This window comes from Streptodolium elevatio (assembly GCF_040649515.1).
GTDB lineage: Bacteria > Actinomycetota > Actinomycetes > Streptomycetales > Streptomycetaceae > Yinghuangia > Yinghuangia elevatio.
In genome coordinates this window covers 62,468-81,410 of the sequence record NZ_JBEZFP010000003.1, presented here as the reverse complement: position 1 = coordinate 81,410, position 18,943 = coordinate 62,468, and the positions used below count along the sequence as shown (strand labels likewise).

General features: G+C 72.7%; 16 protein-coding genes. 11 read left to right on the top strand and 5 right to left on the bottom strand.

Annotation, left to right across the window (positions count from 1 at the left end; translation table 11 throughout):
- Positions 1-24 precede the first annotated feature (24 nt).
- Entirely contained in the window at positions 25-1,308 is a 1,284-nt protein-coding gene (locus AB0C36_RS02090) for a DUF445 domain-containing protein (protein WP_358347831.1), read from the bottom strand.
- 58 nt (positions 1,309-1,366) lie between these two features.
- The gene (locus tag AB0C36_RS02085; protein WP_358347829.1) at positions 1,367-2,329 is read right to left on the bottom strand and encodes a glutamate ABC transporter substrate-binding protein; all 963 of its coding nucleotides are present in this window, start codon (positions 2,327-2,329) and stop codon (positions 1,367-1,369) included.
- Between the two features lie 290 nt (positions 2,330-2,619).
- Between AB0C36_RS02085 and AB0C36_RS02080 the strand changes: the two genes are divergently transcribed.
- From AB0C36_RS02080 to AB0C36_RS02055, 6 genes are all read left to right on the top strand, one after another.
- Positions 2,620-3,480, top strand: a complete 861-nt coding sequence (locus tag AB0C36_RS02080) for an SAM-dependent methyltransferase (RefSeq protein WP_358347827.1) — start codon at positions 2,620-2,622, stop codon at positions 3,478-3,480.
- A gap of 54 nt (positions 3,481-3,534) precedes the next feature.
- A complete protein-coding gene (locus AB0C36_RS02075; protein ID WP_358347824.1) occupies positions 3,535-4,404 on the top strand; it encodes an SAM-dependent methyltransferase in 870 nt (289 codons plus the stop codon).
- Between the two features lie 45 nt (positions 4,405-4,449).
- On the top strand, positions 4,450-5,613 hold the full coding sequence (locus AB0C36_RS02070; RefSeq protein WP_358347822.1) for a CaiB/BaiF CoA transferase family protein: 1,164 nt from the start codon (positions 4,450-4,452) through the stop codon (positions 5,611-5,613).
- 235 nt (positions 5,614-5,848) lie between these two features.
- Entirely contained in the window at positions 5,849-6,118 is a 270-nt protein-coding gene (locus AB0C36_RS02065) for a hypothetical protein (protein ID WP_358347819.1), read from the top strand.
- A gap of 83 nt (positions 6,119-6,201) precedes the next feature.
- Positions 6,202-6,765 carry a UGSC family (seleno)protein gene (locus tag AB0C36_RS02060; RefSeq protein ID WP_358347816.1) on the top strand — a complete coding sequence of 188 codons (564 nt, stop codon included), beginning with the start codon at positions 6,202-6,204 and terminating at the stop codon, positions 6,763-6,765.
- Positions 6,762-7,970, top strand: a complete 1,209-nt coding sequence (locus AB0C36_RS02055) for a hypothetical protein (RefSeq protein ID WP_358347814.1) — start codon at positions 6,762-6,764, stop codon at positions 7,968-7,970. The genes AB0C36_RS02060 and AB0C36_RS02055 overlap by 4 nt, the downstream gene beginning before the upstream one ends.
- A gap of 47 nt (positions 7,971-8,017) precedes the next feature.
- Here the strand turns inward: AB0C36_RS02055 and AB0C36_RS02050 are convergent, their stop codons facing one another.
- Complete coding sequence (locus AB0C36_RS02050) at positions 8,018-8,653, bottom strand: NADPH-dependent F420 reductase (RefSeq protein WP_358347812.1); 636 nt, start codon at positions 8,651-8,653, stop codon at positions 8,018-8,020.
- Between the two features lie 95 nt (positions 8,654-8,748).
- Between AB0C36_RS02050 and AB0C36_RS02045 the strand changes: the two genes are divergently transcribed.
- Positions 8,749-9,189 (top strand): winged helix-turn-helix transcriptional regulator, encoded by a 441-nt coding sequence (locus AB0C36_RS02045; RefSeq protein ID WP_358347809.1) that lies wholly within the window; start codon positions 8,749-8,751, stop codon positions 9,187-9,189.
- Positions 9,190-9,223: 34 nt separating this feature from the next.
- On the opposite strand, the gene AB0C36_RS02040 is transcribed toward AB0C36_RS02045, so the two are convergent.
- The gene (locus AB0C36_RS02040) at positions 9,224-11,182 is read right to left on the bottom strand and encodes a serine/threonine-protein kinase (protein ID WP_358347807.1); all 1,959 of its coding nucleotides are present in this window, start codon (positions 11,180-11,182) and stop codon (positions 9,224-9,226) included.
- A gap of 357 nt (positions 11,183-11,539) precedes the next feature.
- Here AB0C36_RS02040 and pucL point away from each other — a divergent pair, with 357 nt between their 5' ends.
- Together pucL and AB0C36_RS02030 are read left to right on the top strand one after the other, a co-directional pair.
- On the top strand, positions 11,540-12,418 hold the full coding sequence (gene pucL, locus AB0C36_RS02035; RefSeq protein WP_358347804.1) for a factor-independent urate hydroxylase: 879 nt from the start codon (positions 11,540-11,542) through the stop codon (positions 12,416-12,418).
- Between the two features lie 276 nt (positions 12,419-12,694).
- Complete coding sequence (locus AB0C36_RS02030; protein ID WP_358347801.1) at positions 12,695-13,744, top strand: alpha/beta fold hydrolase; 1,050 nt, start codon at positions 12,695-12,697, stop codon at positions 13,742-13,744.
- Between the two features lie 295 nt (positions 13,745-14,039).
- On the opposite strand, the gene AB0C36_RS02025 is transcribed toward AB0C36_RS02030, so the two are convergent.
- Positions 14,040-14,927 carry a hypothetical protein gene (locus AB0C36_RS02025; protein WP_358347798.1) on the bottom strand — a complete coding sequence of 296 codons (888 nt, stop codon included), beginning with the start codon at positions 14,925-14,927 and terminating at the stop codon, positions 14,040-14,042.
- A 135-nt stretch (positions 14,928-15,062) separates the two neighbouring features.
- On the opposite strand from AB0C36_RS02025, the gene AB0C36_RS02020 reads away from it, so the two are divergent.
- Together AB0C36_RS02020 and AB0C36_RS02015 are read left to right on the top strand one after the other, a co-directional pair.
- A complete protein-coding gene (locus tag AB0C36_RS02020) occupies positions 15,063-17,165 on the top strand; it encodes an N-6 DNA methylase (RefSeq protein ID WP_358347795.1) in 2,103 nt (700 codons plus the stop codon).
- A gap of 485 nt (positions 17,166-17,650) precedes the next feature.
- Positions 17,651-18,940, top strand: a complete 1,290-nt coding sequence (locus tag AB0C36_RS02015) for a citrate synthase (RefSeq protein WP_358347792.1) — start codon at positions 17,651-17,653, stop codon at positions 18,938-18,940.
- The last annotated feature ends 3 nt before the right edge of the window (positions 18,941-18,943 follow it).

Below are 18,943 nucleotides of genomic sequence, written 5' to 3'. Positions count from 1 at the left end.
CGTCCCCCGACGCGGTGCCCGCGTTCATCCCGCCAGTTCGGCGAGAGTGTGGATCACCAGCCCTACCAGCGCGCCTACGACGGTGCCGTTGATGCGGATGAACTGAAGGTCCCGGCCGACGTGCAGCTCGATCTTGGCGGACGTCTCGGCCGGGTCCCACGCGTGCACGGTGTCGCTGATCAACGCGGTGATCTCCGCCTGGTAATTCGTCACCACGTACGCCGCCCCGTCCGCCAGCCACGTGTCGACCTTCGCCCGCATGCGCGGGTCCTCCGCCAGCTTCGTCCCGAACGCCCGGACCGCCTTGGCGCTGCGCGCCCGCAGCTCGCTGTCCGGGTCCTCGGTCGCCTCCACCAGCATCGCGCGCGCCGCACTCCACACCGACGCGATCAGGTCCTGGATCTGCGGGTGCGCGAGCGTACGGTCCCGCAGGCCCTCAATCTGCGCGATCATGCGCGGATCGTGCTGCATGTCCTCGGCCGTGTCGGCGAGGAACGCGTCGACCGCGGCCCGCGCCGGGTGGTCGCGGTCGTCGCGTACCGCCCCCGCGAAGCGCACCAGTTCGCGGTGCACCTTGTTGGCCACCGTGCGGTCCAGGAAGCGCGGCGACCAGCCGGGCGACTCCTCCGCGACGACCCGCAGGACCGCCTCGCGGTTGTCGACCAGCCAGGCGTACGCCTTGTCGGTGACCAGGTCGACCAGCCCGTGGTGCCCGCCGTCCGCCACCACGCGGCCGAGCAGCGCCCCGACGGGCTGCGCGACCTGCCGCGCCGAGACCCGGCGGGTGATGGCCTGGCCGAAGACGGTCTGCACGTCCTCGTCGCGCAGGATGGTGAGCGCCGCGCGGGCCAGCGCGGCCAGTTCCTCGGTCACCCGTTCGGCGTGGCCCTCGTCGGCCAGCCACGCGCCGAAGCGGCGCGAGACGTCCATCTGGGCGAGCCGGCCGCGCACGACTGTGTCGGACAGGAAGTTGTCGCCGACGAACTCGCCGAGGCTGTCGCCCAGCGCGTCCTTGCGCGTCGGGATGATCGCGGTGTGCGGGATCGGCAGGCCGAGCGGGCGGCGGAACAGCGCCGTGACCGCGAACCAGTCGGCCATCGCGCCGACCATGCCGGCCTCCGCGGCGGCCTGCACGTACCCCGCCCAGGGCCCGGCGCCGCGCGACTCCAGCCAGCGCGTGACCGCGAAGACAATGGTGGCGAAGACCAGGAAACCGACCGCGATCGCCTTCATGCGGCGCACTCCGCGTGCCTTTTCGCGCTCCGACGCCGTCGGCCCGGCGGCGGTGCGCGTCGCGAGATCGTCCATGGGGCTCATTCTCAGGTGCTGCCCTGCGGCGCACGCGGCAAGACAGGGCCGGGACGGATCAATCCCGGTAGCGGGTCACCGGCGGCTCCGGGTCGGGGTTCGCGGGATCGGCGAGGGGGACCGCGAGCCAGCGGTCGTACATCGCCTGCCAGCGGCCGTCCTCGATCATGTCGGCCAACAACCGGTTCAGGAAGCGTACGAAGTCGTCCTGTCCCAGCGGTACGGCCATCCCGTGCGGCTCGTCGGTGAAGCGCGGGCCCCGGATCTCGGTGTCGACGTCCTGCGCCTTGAGGCCGGCCAGCAGGGCACCCGTCGTGGAGATCGCGTCCACCTCGCCGCGCTGAAGGGCGACAAGGCAGTCGGTCCAGTTGTCGACCGCGTACGGCAGCACGCCCGAGTTCCGCAGCGTCACGATCGACGTCGTCACGCGCGCCGTGCACACCCGCTGCCCGGCCAGTCCCGCGATGTTCTGCGCGGGCGAGTCGCGCGGCACCAGGATCCGCTGTCCGTCGTCGTAGTAGTTGCCGCTGAACGAGACCTGCGTCTTGCGGTCGCAGGTGATCGTCATGGTGTCCACCACCAGGTCGACCTTGCCCTGCTGGAGCATGGGGATGCGCTGCGCCTGCGTGATGACCTGGTAGTCCACGTGGCCCGGCTCGCCGAAGATGGCCAGGCCGACCGCCTCGGCCATGTCGATGTCGAAGCCGACGTTCTCCTTGGACAGCCTGTCGATCGACGCGAAGAACATCGTGTTCTGGTCGACCCCGACCCTCAGCCGCTGGTCCCTCCGGATTCGCTCCATCGTCGAACCCGGCGGCATGTTGCCGGGTTTCGGGAGTGTCGAGAGCGGGGTCAGGCTTTCGCGCGGGTCGCACGCGGCGGCCCCGGACGCCGCCGGGTAGTCGGCGTCCGTCGCGGGCCACGCGGCCGGTACCAGCGACGGCGACGACAGCACCACCGGAGCCACCCGGCGGTCCCCCGGGGAGCACGCGGCCACCGCCACGACCAGCGGAACCAACAAGGCGACAACTGCTCGCCGCATCCCGGTCGTTCGCATAAGACCCCGCCCCCCGACACCGCGTTCGCGCCCCCCGACGGATCCCATGGTCCGCACGCGGCGTCACACGATCCACCTGTGGCGCCGATTCGAGGGGTTTCCCGCACTCCAGCGCAGCGGAATTACCGGACAGACCAGCGCAGTCCAGCCTGAAACACCGGTTGCGCCGCAGGGTTGGATCACTATCGCCGCAGGGCACCCGGTAAGCTCTCGGGGACGTGCGGCCCAGGACGTACGGGCGGGAGTGATAAGCCGTGACGCAGCGGGAATCGGAGCCGTGGCGCCTGCCACGAGGGGATGAAGTCGAGACCCACGTTCCCCAGGGCATCGACACTTCCACCGCCCATCCCGCGCGTATGTACGACTACTTCCTCGGCGGCAAGAACAACTTCGCCGCCGACCGTCAGGCCGCCGAACTCATCCTCGACGTGGCGCCCGAGGCCCGGCACGTGGTCCGCGCCAACCGCGACTTCCTGGCCCGCGCGGTGCGTTGCGCCGCCACCGAACACGGCATCGGCCAGTTCCTCGACATCGGCACCGGGATCCCCGCCGAGGGGAACATCCACGAGATCGCCCAGTCGGTGTATCCCGAGGCGCGCGTCGCGTATGTCGACAACGACCCCATCGTGCTGGCCCACGCCCGTGCGCTGATCACCGGTGACCCGCGCGGCCGCACCACGTTCGTGCAGGCCGACCTCCGCGACCCGGAGAAGATCGTGGGCTCGCCCGAGGTGCGCGACGTCATCGACTTCGGGCAGCCGGTGGCGCTCGTGCTCGCGATGGTGCTGCACTTCGTACGGGACAACGAGGACCCGGCGGGCATCGTCGCCCGGCTGAGCGCCGCGCTCGTCCCCGGCAGTGTGCTGATTCTCAGTCATGTCACGTACAAGACCGAAGAGTTGAAGCGCATCGCGGAGGCGGTCTACGACCGCGCGAGCGCGCCCGTCGTGCCCCGCACCCACGAGGAGATCGCCGGGCTGCTCGACGGGTTCACCCCGGTCGAACCGGGCCTGGTCCGTGTGTCGCAGTGGCGCCCGGGGCCGGACGCGCCGGAGCAGACTCCGCAAGAGCTCGAGGACACCACGGTGTTCGGGGCTGTCGCGGTCAAGAACTGACTGCCGCTCACCACACCGCAGCACACCACACCGCACGGGACCGGGAGACGCGCGATGACGCCAGAGGACCGCGACGACGCCGCCGCCGCGTGGCGTCTGCCGCGCGGCGACGAGATCGAGACGTACGCCCCGCCCGGCATCGACACGTCCACGCCGCACACCGCCCGGATGTACGACTACTTCCTCGGCGGCAAGACGAACTTCGCCGCCGACCGCGCCGCGGGCGACCGCATCATCGGCATCATGCCCGGCATCGTCGAGACCTCGCTCGCCAACCGGGCCTTCCTGGGCCGGGCGGTGCGGCACGTCGCGCGGGCGGGCGTACGGCAGTTCCTCGACATCGGGACCGGCATCCCGACCTCGGGAAACACCCACGAGGTCGCGCAGGCGGTGCTGCCCGAGGCGCGCGTCGCGTATGTCGACAACGACCCCATCGTGCTGGCCCACGCCCGCGCGCTGATGTCGTCCGACGGGCGTGGGCGCACCTCGTTCAGCCAGGGCGACCTGCGCGAGCCGGAGAAAATCCTGGCGTCGCCCGAGGTGCGCGACGTCATCGACTTCGACAGCCCGGTGTGCCTCAACCTGCTGGCGATCATGCACTTCATCGGGCCGGAGGACGACCCCGAGCGCATCATCGCGGTGCTGCGCGAGGCGATGGTGCCGGGCTCGTACATGCTGATGACGCACGGCACCGGCGACTTCGTGGACGACGACCTCGGCGACGCGGCCGTCGAGGTCTACAAGAACGCCTCCGCGGGCGTCACCGGCCGCACGCACGCCGAGATCGCCGCGTTCTTCGAGGGCTTCGACCTGGTGGAGCCGGGGATCGTCCGCCTGCCGCTGTGGCGCCCGGACGGCGACGGCCCCACCGACGAGGAACTGCGGCTGATCCTGCACTACGGAGGCGTCGGCCGCCTGCGCTGACCCGGTCGGCGGAGTGCGAGGCGCGAGGGAGCGGAGGGACGCGGCGTGCCGACAACGAACCCGGGAGCGCTCGCTGGACTGCGGGTCCTGGACCTGTCCACACTGTTGGCGGCGCCGCAAATCGCGGCGATCCTCGGCGACTTCGGCGCGGACGTCGTCAAGTGGGAGCCGCCGGGCGGGGATCCGCTGCGGCGCATCGGCGCGCAGCGTGACGGGCGGTCGATGCTGTGGCCGTACATCAACCGCAACAAACGGTCGGTCGTCCTCGACCTGGACACCCCCGAGGGTGCCCGGGCCCTGCGCGGACTGGCCGCGGGTGTCGACGTCGTCGTCGCGAACCACCCGGAACCGGTGCTGCGGCGTTGGGGGGCCGACCGTGCGTCGCTGCACGCGCTGAACCCGGATCTCGTGGTGGTGAGCGTCAGTTGCTACGGCACGGACGGCCCGTACGCGGACCGCTTCGGCAACGGCTCGCTCGCGGAGGGGTTCGCGGGGCTCACCCACCTCACAGGTGCGGCCGACGGACCGCCGACGCTGCCCTCGCTGCCGCTCGGCGACAGCCTCACCGCGCTCTCCGGGGTCATCGGGGTCCTGCTGGCGTGCCGCAACCGGGAGGTGCTGGGCGGCGGCGGACAGCATGTCGACGTCAGCATGTACGAGCCGGTGCTCGGCCTGCTCGGCCCCACCATCGCGGGGTGGGACCCCGGCGCCGCGGCCCCCGCGCGTACCGGAAGCCGCGTGGCGGGCGGAGTGCCGCGGAACGTCTACCGCACCCGGGACGGCCACTGGGTCGTCGTCTCCGGGACCACCGACCGCCAGGTCGCCCGCGTCCTCGGGGTGATCGGCCGCGACAGCGCCGAGGACCACGAACGCTTCGGCACCTCCGGGGCCCGGCTCGCGGCGGCCGACGAACTCGACGCGCTGGTGGCCGCGTGGGTCGTCGGCCACGACCGGGCCGACGTCGTGGCGGCGCTCGTCGCCGCGCGCATCCCCGTCGCCCCCGTCAACGACCTGGCGGCACTGCTCGCCGACCCGCACGTCGCGGCGCGGGAGAACCTGCGCACGGTCGCGACCCCGGAGGCGGGGGGCGTCCTGATGCCCGCGCCGGCACCGCGCCTCTCCGCGACCCCGGGCCGAATCGGCGCACCGGGGCCCGCCGTCGGCGAACACACGGCCGAAGTCCTCGCGGAGTTCGGGGTGGAGGCGTAGCGGCCTGGCGGCGGGCCGACCGCGCGGCGTACCGTGCCGAATACCGTGCGGAATCCCCGGCGATCCGATTCACCGGAAGTTCGCGGACTGTGTCCCGATAGGTCGACGGGCCGTCAATTCCCGTGCTACGTATGGCATGTGGGCAAGATCAGTCCGCCGCCGCGACACGGGAACGCCAACGAACCGGTGTGTGGAGCGGCGCGCGGTACGGCGATACGGCAGCACCGGAGGAGCGATGGACCAGGGCACCGTGACCGCCGCCGTCGAGGAGCTTCGCCGACCCTTGCGCGCGGACGGCGCCGACCTCGTCCTGGTCCGCGCCGACCCCCGCACCGCGCTCGTCGAACTCCGCCTGGAACTGGACGGCGTGGGCTGCGCGGAGTGCATCCTGCCGCCGGACCGGCTCGCCGAGGTGGTGGCGGACGTCCTGCGCCGCGACCTCGCAGAGGAGTTCGAGCTCGTCCTGCACGACCCCCGGCGCAAGCCGGACACGGCCGAACCCTGAGTGGGCAGCTCAGCCCCGGCCGGGCACACCTGAGGCGTCCCCGTCCCGGACGCCTCTCTGCCGAATCCTCCGGAGGGGGAACCATGGGGATCATCCCGTCGCCGCGCCCGAAACTGCGGGTACGCCTGCCGGTCGCCCGACCGCCGTCCGACGTGGGCGCGCCGTCGTTCACCGTCGACGGACCGCTGCGCGGCCGGACCGTGGGCCTGCGCCACGAGGGTTCGTGGCGCTCCTGGATCACCATCGTCGAGGAATGGCAGCGCTACCTGCGGGACGACGGCGCCGAACCGTCCGTGCTGCTGGCGAAAGGCCGCGTCGGCGACGAGGGGGAGCGCACCCGCAAGGACGTCGCGGCCTGGGCCGAGAGCGTCGACTGCGGTGTGTCCGGGCTCGGCACGTGCGGCTCGTGTACGTCCAACAGCGTGAGCGACGCCGTGGCGCTGGAGCGTCTGCGCAGGCCGGCCGTGGCCGCGGTGTGCAGCGAGTTCGAGACCCATGCCCGGAACATGGCGTCGTACCTGGGCCATCCCAGCCTCAAGATCCTCGTCCTGCCGTACCCGCTGGAGGCCCGGCCTACGGACGAACTGCGTGGCATAGCCGCCGAGTACTACCCGAGGTTCGTGGAACTCCTGGGAGCGACAAGGTGAACGCGAAGGGCGACCGCAAAGCGGGCAAGGACAAAGAATCCGGCAGAGCGAGCAGAGCGAAGGACAGGGCCAAGGACAAGTCGAAGGACAAGTCCAAGGCCAAGGGCAAGGGGAGGGACAAGGGGGCGGGCTCGGGGCGCGGCACCGGGGAGTACGAGCTGACCGCCGAGGTCCTGGAAGTGGACGACGACGGCGGGCACGCCCTCTACGAGGCCTCCCTGCACGGGGGTTGGGGCGACGGGGCGCCCGTCCTCGCCGCCACCGACGACCGGGTGCGGGCGCTGCTCGCCGCGACGCCGTACCCCGGGGACCACGTGCTCGGCGCGCTCCCACCGCGCTTCGGCCTGGCCCGGGTCGAACTGGTGGCGGTCAACGCCGCCTTGGCCGGTGTCGAACCGCATGCCTTCCCCTATGTGCTGGCCGCCCTGGAGGCCATGCTCGTCCCCGAGTGGAACGCGGTGGCACTGACCACGACGACGTCGAGCGTCTGCCCGATGCTCATCGTCAACGGCCCCGAGCGCGACGAACTGCGCATCGACTACCGGGCCGGCTGCCTCGGCGGCGCGGCCGGGCGCGGATCCATGACCATCGGCCGCGCCGTGGCCCTGTGCCTGCGGAACATCGGCGGCCAGCGGGCGGGCGTGACCTCGCGTACGGTCTTCGGCCAACCCGCCCGCACGGGACTGTGCTTCGGCGAGTGGGAGGAGCGTTCGCCGTGGCCTTCGCTGGCCGCCCGCCGCGGACTGTCCCCGGACGCCGAGGTCGTCACCGTGCACGGCGGCAAGGGCGTCTTCCCGTTCGCCGACGTCAACAACGACGACCCCCGCGACCTCGCGTACGCGGTCGCCAAGACCGTGGCCTTCCCGCTCAACAACTGGTTCCTCGAACTGACCGGCAGCAGCGGACAGATCGTGCTGCTGCTCAATCCGATGTGGGCCCGCCGCCTCGGCGCGGCGTTCCCGAAGGCCGAGGACTTCCAGACGTACGTGTGGGAGCACGCCTGGCAGCCGATCGACGCCTTCCGCCCCGCGAACGCCGAAATCCTGGCCGCCAAGGACCGCGTGGACGACAAGGGCCGGGTCGCGGTGGCCGAGCGGCCCGACCAGTTCGTCCCCGTGGTGTGCGGGGGACTGGGCGGGCTGCACGGCGTCGCGCTGACGACGTTCGTGCAGAGCGAGATGCAGAGCGCGGTGGTGATGCGCTGACCCCGCATCGACCTGAGCCGACCCGCGCCGACTCGCGCTGCCTCCCGCTACCCGAGGCGCGGGATCGCGCTGTTGGGGTCCACGCCCGCAAACGCCAGCCCGATGGTGAAGCCCGCGACCTCTTCGAGCTGACGGACCCGGTCCAGTGGGCCGAGGACCGCCGGTGAGCCGCCGACCGCGCGTACGAGTTCGCCGACCACGCGCAGCGCCTCCGGGTCGTCGCCGCACATCGGCACCGTCACCGGGGGTTCGCCGACACCACGTGCCCGCGTCCACTGCGCGGCGGGGAAGAGGTGGAACGCCTTGACGACGTGCGCCCCGGGAGCCGCCCGCGCGATCCGGTGTGCCATGGCCTCCCCGGGTTCGGTGAGCAGCACGCCGACGCCGTGGCGCACCGCGTTCGTGGGGTCCACGAGCGCGGTGCCGCGCAGCGAACCGTCGCCGGCGCCCGCGGTCCGCAGCATCTCCTCGGCGCCGTCCCAGGAAACGGCGAGCAGCACCGCGTCCGCCCCCGCGACAACGTCGCGCGGTGCGGCGGCGCGCGCCGTGCGTCCCAGCCGGTCGGCGGCCTCCTCCGCCTTGGCGGCCGATCGCCCGCCGATCACCACCTCGTGCCCGGCGCCGGCCCAGCCCTCGCCCAGCGCCGTGGCGAGCGTTCCGGTCCCCAATATCCCGATGCGCATGGTCGCTCCAAACTCGTGAGTGTTGTCGGGCGCACTCACGGTAGGCAACTCGTTCCGCACCGAACGGTACGTAACGCGTGGGGGACCATGGGGGCGTGACAAGTGACTCCGCGGCGCACGGCTTTGTCGCCGACTGCCGTCTGCGTGCCGCCACCGAGCTGTTCGCCCACACCTGGGATCCGGTGGTCCTGGCGGCGCTCCGCTCGGGGCCGAGGCGACGCGGCGAACTGCGCTCCGCCATCGGCGGCATCAGCGACAAGGTGCTCACGGAGTCGTTGACCCGCTTGCTGGGCACCGGTCTGATTGCGCGTCAGGCGTACGCCGAGGCCCCGCCCCGCGTCGAGTACCGCCTGACGGTGCTGGGGGAATCGCTGGTGGACGGGCCCCTGGTGGCGATGGCCCAGTGGATCGGTGAGTACGGCGACGCGCTCTTCGAGGCCCGCGAGGGCACCGACCGGCGAACTGCCGTGACCGATACTGCCGTGACCGATACGGCCGTCGACCGGCGGGCGGGCCGACGGGACCACGACATGTAGCCCGTCGGCACACCGCGCCGGCTCGTCGTCCCGATCAGGTCGATTGCTGCGTCTTCCGCCGCTGGGCCACCGCCAGCGCCAGCACGACGATTCCGGCGAGGCCGAACACCAGGGAGACGCCGGGCAGAACGAGTCCCATGAGGGGGTTCTGCAGGTCGCGCCACTCGCTGTCGAGCAGCCGGTAGACCGCGAGCCCGACGGAGGTCAGGCCGACGAGCACGATGACGGCGTACCAGACGGCGTTGCTCGCCTGGCGTTTCGGCTGTGCGGCCGCCGGGGCCTGAGCTGCCGGAGCCTGGACTGCCGGGGCCTGCGCGTGGGCCCGGACTGCCGGAACCTGCGCGGCCTGGACCGGGGCCGCCTGCGGGAACGCGGCGGCCACCGGCGGGCGCGGCGCCAGTTCGGTCGGCGCGGCGGCCGCGGACGCCGCGCTCGCCGGAGCCTCCGCCGGGCTCCACCGGGGACCCGCGTCAGCGCGCTGCGTGGGAACGGCAGGCGCCGCGGGGGGTGCCGCGGAAGCCGCCGCCGGCCTGGCGTCCGGTGTACCGGGTTCCGAGGTCCGGGGCTTGACCAGGCGCGGCTGGTCGAGCGGTTGGCCGGCGAGCACGGTTTCGACCGCGGACTCCGCGGCCGCGCGTGCGGCGACTCCCGCGGCGGCGGCTCCCCGGTCCACCTCCACGGTGGTGTCGCCGTCCTGGTCGGTGTCCGCGTCGGTCGGCTGTGCGGGGGTGGACGGCCGACGTGCCGCGAGGACCGTGGGCGCCGCACCGCCCGCCGGCTTGGGCACCTCGACGGTCGCCGCCTCAGAGCCCTCGGCTGTGTCCGCATCGTCGGCCGAGGCGGCCGAGACGGCCGCGGCCTGTGCCACGGCGGCGCGACGCGGTGCCTCGACGGTGGCCTTCGCGGCTTCGACGGCATCCACGGCTTCGGGGGAGGCCGCCGCATCGGGCTTGCCCGCCTCGCGCTTGCGGACCTGGACCGTGGGTGCGGCCGGGGCCGCGGCCTGCTGGGGAACGCCGGCGGAAGCCGCCGCCCCGCCCGCGGCGGGTGCCTCGTGCGCCTCGTCCGCTTCGGCAGCCTTGGCCGGGGGGCTTGCCACGCCGCTCTTGGCCTTCGCCTTCGCCGGTGCCTTGGCGGGGGCCTTCGACGCCGCCTTGGGCGGCGGCTTGTGCGCGGCGGTGGTCACCGGGTCACGCAGTGCCTCGGGCAGCCAGGCGATGCCGGAGGCGTCCGCGCCGTCGAGGAGTTCGACCAGTTCGGCCGCCGTCGGCCGGGCGTCCGGACGGCGTGCGAGGCAGCGGGCCAGCACCTCGGCCAGGTCCTCGGGCAGTCCCGCGAGATCGGGGTTCGTACGCAGCACCTTCTGCGCCAACTCCGCCGAAGTGCCCTTGCCGTACGGGTGCACGCCCGCCGCCTGGCACAACAGCCCGGCCAGCGCGAACACGTCGGTCGCGGCCGAGACGGACCCGCCGGTCGCCTGCTCCGGCGCCGGGAACACGCCGACGGCGTCCGCCCCGAGGAGGGCGGGCAGTCCGAGGTCGGTGATCTGCGGGCCGTCCTGGGTGAGCGTCACGGTGCCCGTCCCGAGGCCCTGGTGCACCACCTTGGCCTCGTGCACCGCGACGAGGGCCCGGGCGAGCGCGGTGCCCAGCGAGCGTACGGACTCCTCCGGCAGCGCCCCGTGTTCGCGGAGCGCGGCGTCCAACGGCAGCCCGGGGGCGTACTCGGTGACCAGCCACTTCGCCTCGGCGTCCGCGTCCAGCACATGGGCCAGGTGCAGGCCGTCGACCTCGCGCACGGCGGCGACGGTCCGGTGGAACCGCGCCACGAACTTCGGGTCCGACGCGAGGTCGGGCCGCACCAGGCGGACCGCGACCGTGCCACCGTCCTTGGCCTTTCCGAGGAAGACGGCTCCGAGCCGTCCCTGCGCGAGTCGCGCGGACAGGCGGTACCGGCCCACCACCCCCGGGTCGCCCGGCTTCAGCGCTTCCATTGCCCGCCCTCCGTACTCCGCCGACCGACCTTCCGTGGCCCCTGCCTGCCGCGCCACGCGTCGCGCAATGCCCGCGAACGCGCAGGTGGGGTCCGGTGAATGAGCGGCAGCCTACCGTCGGCCGGAAGCCGCGGCAGAGGGTGCCGCACAGGAGGCACCCAGCTGTTCCCAGGCTGTGACGCGGGTCGGCGCCCGGGATGTGACGGAGCGTCCGGGATGCTCCGGACCCGGGCGCTCCCGGCTCCGGTGGTCGGGCGTTGCACCGATCCGGGGCTTCCGCCGCGACGCACGGGCGGGTCGGCATGGCCGGAGTGCGCGGCGGGGGATGATCGGGAGAAACGCGAGGAGGCGGGCCGCATGGGAATCGTGCTGGGGCCGAACCGGTACGGCAAGGCGGAGGTGCGGCTCGTCCGCGTCGTCCGCGAGGACGCCGTGCGCCACGAGATCACCGATCTCAACGTGTCGATCGCACTGTCGGGAGATCTCGCCGCGACGCATCTGGTCGGCGACAACGCGAACGTCCTGCCGACGGACACCATGCGCGGCATCGTCTACTCCTTCGCACGGGAGTGGCCGGTCGGCGAGATCGAGGAGTTCGCGCTCCGGCTGGCCCGGCACCTGGTTGCCGCGTACGCGCCGGTGCACACCGCACGCGTACGCGTCCATGCCTACCCATGGGAGCGCATCACCGCCGCGAACGGGCCGCATCCGCACGCGTGGTCACGCGGGGCGGGCACGCGGTACGCGGGGGTGGTGTGCGGCCCCGACGGCACGCAGGTCGTGTCGGGCCTGGAGGACGTCACCGTGCTGAAGTCGACCGGCTCGGAGTTCCACGGGTTCCTCACCGACCGGTACACCACGCTCCGACCGACCGACGACCGCATCCTGGCGACCTCGGTCCAGGCGCGCTGGCGGCACGCGGGCGTGGCCGCCGACTGGGGCGCGTCGTTCGCGCGGGCCCGCGCCACGCTCCTGCGGGTGTTCGCCGACACGCACAGCCTCGCGCTCCAGCAGACCCTGTACGCGATGGGCGAGGCGGTGCTCGCGGAGCAGAACGGCCTTGTCGAGGCACGGTTCGCGCTGCCGAACAAGCACCACTTCCTGGTCGACCTCTCGCCGTACGGGCAGGACAATCCCGGTGAGGTCTACCACGCGGCGGACCGGCCCTACGGGCTGATCGAGGGGACCGTGCTGCGCGACGACGCCGCGCCCGCGCTCGCCGAACTTCCTTGGTAGCCGGGTTTCGTCGGTAGTCGAACTGCTTCAGTAGCCGAACTTCCCCGGGTAGCGGCCCGTCACCGGCAGCACGTGGTGGCGGTCCCGACGGCCGGCCCCGGGCGTAGCCCCCGATATGACGGGAAGTCACCCGGCCCTTACACGTCGGAAGTGTCCACGAAACCGGCCGGTCGGACCATGGTCGGGGGTACTGGACCCACAGGCCCCTTCGGAACCATCGGTTGCGGGCAGCGACTTCGGCCTGCCGGACAGGGGTGCGAAAGCGGGGTGCCGCGCATGAGCCAAGCCGTTCCTGCCGTGGGGGAGACGCTGATCGGCCCCCTCACCGACGCGTCGTTGCGGGACAGCGCCGAAATCCCGCTCCGGTACCGCGAGGTGCACGGCTACCGGCGGGCCTACCGCATCGCCGGCGAAGGGCCGCCGCTGCTGCTCGTGCACGGCATCGGCGACAGCTCCGAGACCTGGCTGCCCGTCGTCGCGGAACTCGCCCGGCGGCACACCGTGATCGCCCCGGACCTGCTGGGGCACGGGAGTTCGGCGCATCCGCGGGCGGACTACGCGGTGGCGGCGTACGCGTGCGGCATGCGCGACCTGCTCGGCGTGCTGGACATCGAGCGGGTGACGGTCGTGGGGCATTCGCTCGGCGGCGGGGTGGCGATGCAGTTCGCGTACCAGTTCCCCGAGCGCTGCGAACGCCTCGTGCTGGTCGGCACCGCGGGCATCGGCCGCGACGTGCACCCGCTGCTGCGCCTCGCGGCGGGGCCGGGGGCCGAGGTGACGCTGCCGCTCGCCACCGCGGGGCCGGTCCGCGGCCTGGTCCGCGCGCTCGTGCCGCTGCTGCGCGGGATCGGACGGTGGGGCGACGGGCGCCTGTCGGGCTGGACCAGGCTGGGCCTCGGGGCGGACTTCGACTATGTCCTCGGGCGGTACCAGTCGCTGGCCGACACCACTGCCCGCCAGGCATTCCTGCGTACGCTGCGGGCCGGGGTCGACGCCCGCGGCCAGGTCATCACGATGCTCGACCGGAGCTACCTGGCGGCGGGACTGCCCACGCTGATCCTGTGGGGCGCGCTCGACCCGGTCATCCCCGTCGCCCACGCCCGCATCGCGCACGCCGCCATGCCCGGCAGCCTGCTCCGGGTCTTCCCCGACTCCGGGCACTTCCCGCACCACGACGATCCCGCCGGATTCGCCAAGGCCGTCGAGGAGTTCGTGGAGGCCACCGCCGCCGCCGACCACGACCCGGTCCGCTGGCGGCAGTTGCTGCGTGCGGGGCGGCCCGGCGACCATCTGCCGGACGGGCCGCCGCAGTCCAGTGGCGCGTGACGCCGCCCGGCCCCGCGCCACGCCACCCCGGCCTGCGGCACATTTCCCCCCAGGCGCACGCCCAGCCCGCCACTCCGGCCCAGCCCCCATCCCAGCCCCGGGCTTTCCCCCCAGCGCACCCATCCCGGGCTCAGCCCCCCTGCCCAGCCCCGGGCTTTCCCCCCAGCGCACCCACCCCCGGGCTCGCCCCCCTCGCGCACCCACCCCGGCTCAGCCCCCCGGCTCAGCCCCGGGCTCGCCCCCAGCGCACCCGCCCCCCGACTCGGACCCCCGACTCGCGTCGTGAAGTGCCAGGTCAGAGCATCTCGTTGCCGGCGACGCCCTTTTCGCTGTCCAGGACCTCGATGTAGTCGACCTTGACGCCCGCGTTGTCCTGGATCCACTGCTTGGCTTCGGTGGCCAGCTTCTGCGCCTTGTCCATCCGTGCGAGGTCCGCGTCCACGTCGTCGGAGGCGGCCGGGAGCGTGGAGTTGATGACGACCTTGCCGTCGCCGCCGTACGGGCCCGCGTAGACGAAGACCGCGGTGACCGCGGAGCCGTACGTCGTGCCCTTGACGCCCGCGGCGACCTTCTGCGCGTACGCGTCGTTGGCGGCCTTGTCCTTGGGCTTGTTGTCCAGGTTCTCGTTGCCCGCGGTGCCCTTCTCCTTGTCGAGCACCTCGATGTAGCCGACCTTCAGGTCGTTGTGCTCCTGGACCCACTGGTGGGCCTCGTTGGTCAGCTTCTCGCCCATGGCCATGGCCTTGACGGCGGCGTCGTCGGTCGCGCCCTGGGTCGGCGGGAGGTCGGTGTTCACGGTGATGGTGTAGTCGGAGCCGGTCTGCTTGTCGGCCCGGACCTCCACGACATGGGCGCCGAGCTTGGTGGTCGCGAGGTACGCCTTGAGGTCGGCGGTGTACTTGCCCTTGTCGCCGACCGCCGGCTTGTCGGCCGGCTTCTCCGAGGTGGCGCCGCCGTCCTTCGCGGAGTCGCTCGGCTTCGCGGCGCCGTCGGTTGCGCCGGCGGTGGCCGCGGCAGGCGCCTTGTCGGCGTTCTTCTCGTCCTTGCTCTCGCAGGCGGTGGCCAGCAGGGCGGCCACACCGACCGCGACCATGACGCCGACGCGCTTGCGGGCCTTGGTGTGCGACATGCGGATCTTCTCCTCCGACGGTGCCCGCGACGCCGGTGTGGCCACGGACTTCATGTTGGCTCCTTGATGACGTAGCCACTATGTACAACGTCTGTGAATAGTGTCAACAGGCAAACCGTCCGGGCGGCAATACGTCAGGGTAGGCTCGCGCTGAGTAGTTCACGACCCTCCAGCGAAAGGGCGCCGCGAATGCCAGGCCCCCAGGTCACCGCCGCCGAGATCGCCCGGATCGCGGGAGTCGGCCGTGCCGCGGTCAGCAACTGGCGGCGCAGATTCCCGGACTTCCCGCAGCCGGTCGGCGGCACCGAGACGAGCCCCACCTTCTCCCTCGCCGAGGTCGAGGGGTGGTTGCGCGAACAGGGCAAGATCGCCGAAGTGGCGCCCGACGAAATGTTGTGGCGTGCCCTGGTCGAAGCGGCCGGCGACGAGGACCACGCTGCCGTGCTCGCCCAGGTCGGCGAGCACCTGCTGCGGCCCGGTGCCGGAGAGCCGTCCGACCCGGCCCGCGGCGGACCGCGCGCCGCGGTGCTCCGCGACGCCGCGCGCCGCGCTGAAGAGGTGGGCTCCGCCCGGGTGTTCGAGGAGCTGTACGCCCGCTACACCGACTCCGGCGCGCGCCCCGCCGCCACCACACCGCCGGGCCCCGCCGCCCTCATGACCGCACTCGCCACCGCGCTCGGACCGGCCCGTACCGTGCTCGACCCCTCGTGCGGCGCCGGAGACCTGCTGCTCGCGGCCCGGCGCGCGGGCCACGGCGCCGAGGCCGTCGCCGGCCAGGACCCGGACGCGGGCCTGGCGCAGCTCGCCGCCGTACGCCTGGCCTTCCTGGCAACCCGCGGCGATCCGGCCGCGGTTCGCGGTCCGGACGCCGTGGCCGCGCCCTCGGTGGCCGTCGGCGACGCGCTTCGGCACGACGCCTGGCCGGCGGTGCGGTTCGACGCCGTCCTGTGCAACCCGCCGTTCAACGAACGCAACTGGGGTCACGACGCACTGGCCTACGATCCGCGCTGGGAGTACGGCCTGCCGCCCAAGACCGAGGGTGAACTCGCCTGGGTCCAGCACGCGCTGGCACACACCCGGGTCGGCGGCACGGTCGCCGTCCTGATGCCGCCGGCCGTCGCCTCACGCGGATCGGGCCGCCGCATCAGGGCGGAACTCCTGCGCAGCGGAGCCCTGCGCGCGGTTGTCGGCCTGCCCGCGGGCGCGGCGCCGCCGGCCGGAGTGGCCCTGCAGATCTGGCTGCTCGTCCGCCCCGAACCCGGCACGGCCTCCTCGCACGTGCTGTTCGTGGACACCGCCGCGCACGAGGCCGCCGCCGCCGCGCCGCGGCCGGGCCCGGCCCGTTCGGCGGCCGCGAACGAGGCGGCCGGCCACGCCCCGGACTCCCGCCGCGACCCGGACTGGACGGCACTGTCCGAAATCGCCGTCGACGCCTGGCGGTCCTTCGCGGCCGAGTCGGCCGCACTCGCCGAAATCCCGGGCGTACGCAAGGCCGTGCCCGTCATCGACCTCCTCGACGACGCCGTCGACCTCACCCCGGCCCACAACCTGCCGCTCCCGGCCGGCACGGAAAGCGCCGACGTCGTCGCCGACATGCGCGGCGCACTCGCCGACGCGCTCGAATCCGTCCCGCAGTTCCTCCCGGACACCCGCCGCGCGGGGTCCGGCGCCCCGGCCTGGCGCCGCGTCGCCATCGCCGACCTGACGCGCGGCGGCGGTGTGGCGCTGTTCCGCGGGCCGGTGCGCACCGGCCGCGGCGAGTCCGAATTCGCCGCCACGGGCGCCGGCGGAGCCCCGGCCGACCGCGTCCTGACCGCCGCCGACGTCACCGCCGGGACCGCCCCGAGCGGCTCGTGGCCGCCCGGCGACGCAGGATCCGACCGGCGCACCCGGATCGAGCCGGGCGACGTCGTGATCCCCGCCGTGTTCACCGCCGAGGGCACCGCGGTACGCGTGGCCGAGGCAGCCGACGCGGGCGCGCTGCTCGGCCCCAACCTGCACCTGCTGCGCCCGGACCCCGGTGTCCTCGACGCGTGGTTCCTGGCCGGATTCCTGGCCGCCCCGGCGAATACGCGGCAGGCGACGTACGGCTCCAGCATCGTCCGCCTGGACGTGCGCCGCTTCGAGGTGCCCCTGCTGCCCCTGGACGTCCAGCGGAGCTACGGGGCCACCTTCCGCGCCCTGCACCGCTTCAACACCGCACTGAGCCGCGTGGGGGACTTCGGTGCGCGCCTGGGCACGGGGCTCCTGGAAGGCCTGACCTCCGGCGTGCTGGAGCCGGTGCGGAAGTGATCCCGGTGGACCTGTGGGACGGGCGTGACCCGTCCCACACCGACCCCCGGCCCGGCCCCGGCGCCATGCCTCCGACGTGCTCCCGACCGGTTCCCGCCCCGGCCCCCGATCTCACAACGCCCCTGCGTGCGGCGTGAGATGGCACGCGCGGTCACACTGCGTGTGCACCGCGGAACCCGTTCGGCCCAAGTGGTCCGGCCTGTGGCGACCCCGTACCGTGGGCGGGAGTCGGACCGCCACCGTGCGGTCCGCGCAGGTAGACCCGGCTCCGAGGGGATATGCGGGTGCCCACCCGGGCATGATTCTCATGTGACGATCCGTCACGTGATGTGGCTCACGGTTTGATCCGCGAGTTGGGAGCCGGTTGCGGCGCGGCATTGTGCGCCTGCTATTCGTACTGGTGCACACATGTCACGAAAGCCGGGGCCGACCGGACACGATCCGGACGGGTGTCGGAGCCTGAGCCGAGAAGTAGGGGACCAGCCATGAGCGAGGACTCGGTAGTACTGCGCTATCAGGGGAACGAACACACCTACCCGGTGGTCCCAGGGACCATCGGCGACAACGCCATCGACATCGGAAAGCTGCGTGCCGAAACCGGTCTGGTGACGTACGACGGCGGATTCGTCAACACCGCCGCGTGTAAATCCGCGATCACCTTCATCGACGGCGAAGAAGGCATCCTGCGGTACCGCGGCTACCCGATCGAGCAGTTGGCCGAGCAGGGCAGCTTCCTGGAGACCTCGTACCTGCTGATCTACGGCGAGCTGCCCACCCCGTCGGAGCTCGACGAATTCCGCGACGAGGTCACCAAGCACACGCTGCTGCACGAGGACGTCAAGCGCTTCTACGACGGCTTCCCGCGCGACGCCCACCCGATGGCGATGCTCTCGTCGGTGGTCAGCGCGCTGTCGACCTTCTACCAGGACAGCCACGACCCGTTCGACGAGCGCCAGGTCCACATCTCGACCATAAGGCTGCTCGCCAAGCTGCCGACCATCGCGGCGTACGCGTACAAGAAGTCGGTCGGCCAGGCGCTCCTGTACCCGGACAACTCCCTCGACTACGTGCAGAACTTCCTGCGCCTCGCCTTTGCCGTGCCGTCCGAGGAGTACAAGGCGGACCCGGTCGTCGTCGCAGCGCTGGACAAGCTGCTCATCCTGCACGCCGACCACGAGCAGAACTGCTCGACGTCCACGGTGCGCATGGTCGGCTCCAGCCACGCCAACCTGTTCGCGTCGGTCTCCGCGGGCATCAGCGCGCTGTGGGGTCCGCTGCACGGCGGTGCCAACCAGTCCGTGCTGGAGATGCTCGACGGCATCAAGGCCAACGGCGGCGACGTCGACGCGTTCGTCCGCAAGGTCAAGGACCGCGAGGACGGCGTCCGTCTGATGGGCTTCGGCCACCGGGTCTACAAGAACCACGACCCGCGTGCCCGCATCATCAAGAAGGCGGCCGACGACGTGCTCAGCCGCCTCGGCAAGCGCGACGAGCTCCTCGACATCGCCATGCGCCTCGAGGAAGTCGCGCTGTCGGACGACTACTTCGTGTCCCGCAAGCTGTACCCGAACGTCGACTTCTACACCGGCCTCATCTACCGCGCGATGGGCTTCCCGACGTCGATGTTCACGGTGCTGTTCGCGCTCGGCCGCCTGCCGGGCTGGATCGCGCACTGGCGCGAGATGATCGCCGACCCGGCGTCGAAGATCGGCCGCCCGCGCCAGGTCTACACCGGTACGCCGATCCGCGACTACGTGCCGCTGGGCGCCCGCTGAGGT

What these genes read in the sequence shown, in the direction of transcription:
- AB0C36_RS02090 (WP_358347831.1), bottom strand. Translation starts at nt 1,308, where the DNA reads ATGGACGATCTCGCGACGCGCACCGCCGCCGGGCCGACGGCGTCGGAG.
- AB0C36_RS02075 (WP_358347824.1), top strand. Translation starts at nt 3,535, where the DNA reads ATGACGCCAGAGGACCGCGACGACGCCGCCGCCGCGTGGCGTCTGCCG.
- AB0C36_RS02065 (WP_358347819.1), top strand. Translation starts at nt 5,849, where the DNA reads ATGGACCAGGGCACCGTGACCGCCGCCGTCGAGGAGCTTCGCCGACCC.
- AB0C36_RS02060 (WP_358347816.1), top strand. Translation starts at nt 6,202, where the DNA reads ATGGGGATCATCCCGTCGCCGCGCCCGAAACTGCGGGTACGCCTGCCG.
- AB0C36_RS02050 (WP_358347812.1), bottom strand. Translation starts at nt 8,653, where the DNA reads ATGCGCATCGGGATATTGGGGACCGGAACGCTCGCCACGGCGCTGGGC.
- AB0C36_RS02040 (WP_358347807.1), bottom strand. Translation starts at nt 11,182, where the DNA reads ATGGAAGCGCTGAAGCCGGGCGACCCGGGGGTGGTGGGCCGGTACCGC.
- pucL (WP_358347804.1), top strand. Translation starts at nt 11,540, where the DNA reads ATGGGAATCGTGCTGGGGCCGAACCGGTACGGCAAGGCGGAGGTGCGG.
- AB0C36_RS02030 (WP_358347801.1), top strand. Translation starts at nt 12,695, where the DNA reads ATGAGCCAAGCCGTTCCTGCCGTGGGGGAGACGCTGATCGGCCCCCTC.
- AB0C36_RS02025 (WP_358347798.1), bottom strand. Translation starts at nt 14,927, where the DNA reads ATGAAGTCCGTGGCCACACCGGCGTCGCGGGCACCGTCGGAGGAGAAG.
- AB0C36_RS02020 (WP_358347795.1), top strand. Translation starts at nt 15,063, where the DNA reads ATGCCAGGCCCCCAGGTCACCGCCGCCGAGATCGCCCGGATCGCGGGA.
- AB0C36_RS02015 (WP_358347792.1), top strand. Translation starts at nt 17,651, where the DNA reads ATGAGCGAGGACTCGGTAGTACTGCGCTATCAGGGGAACGAACACACC.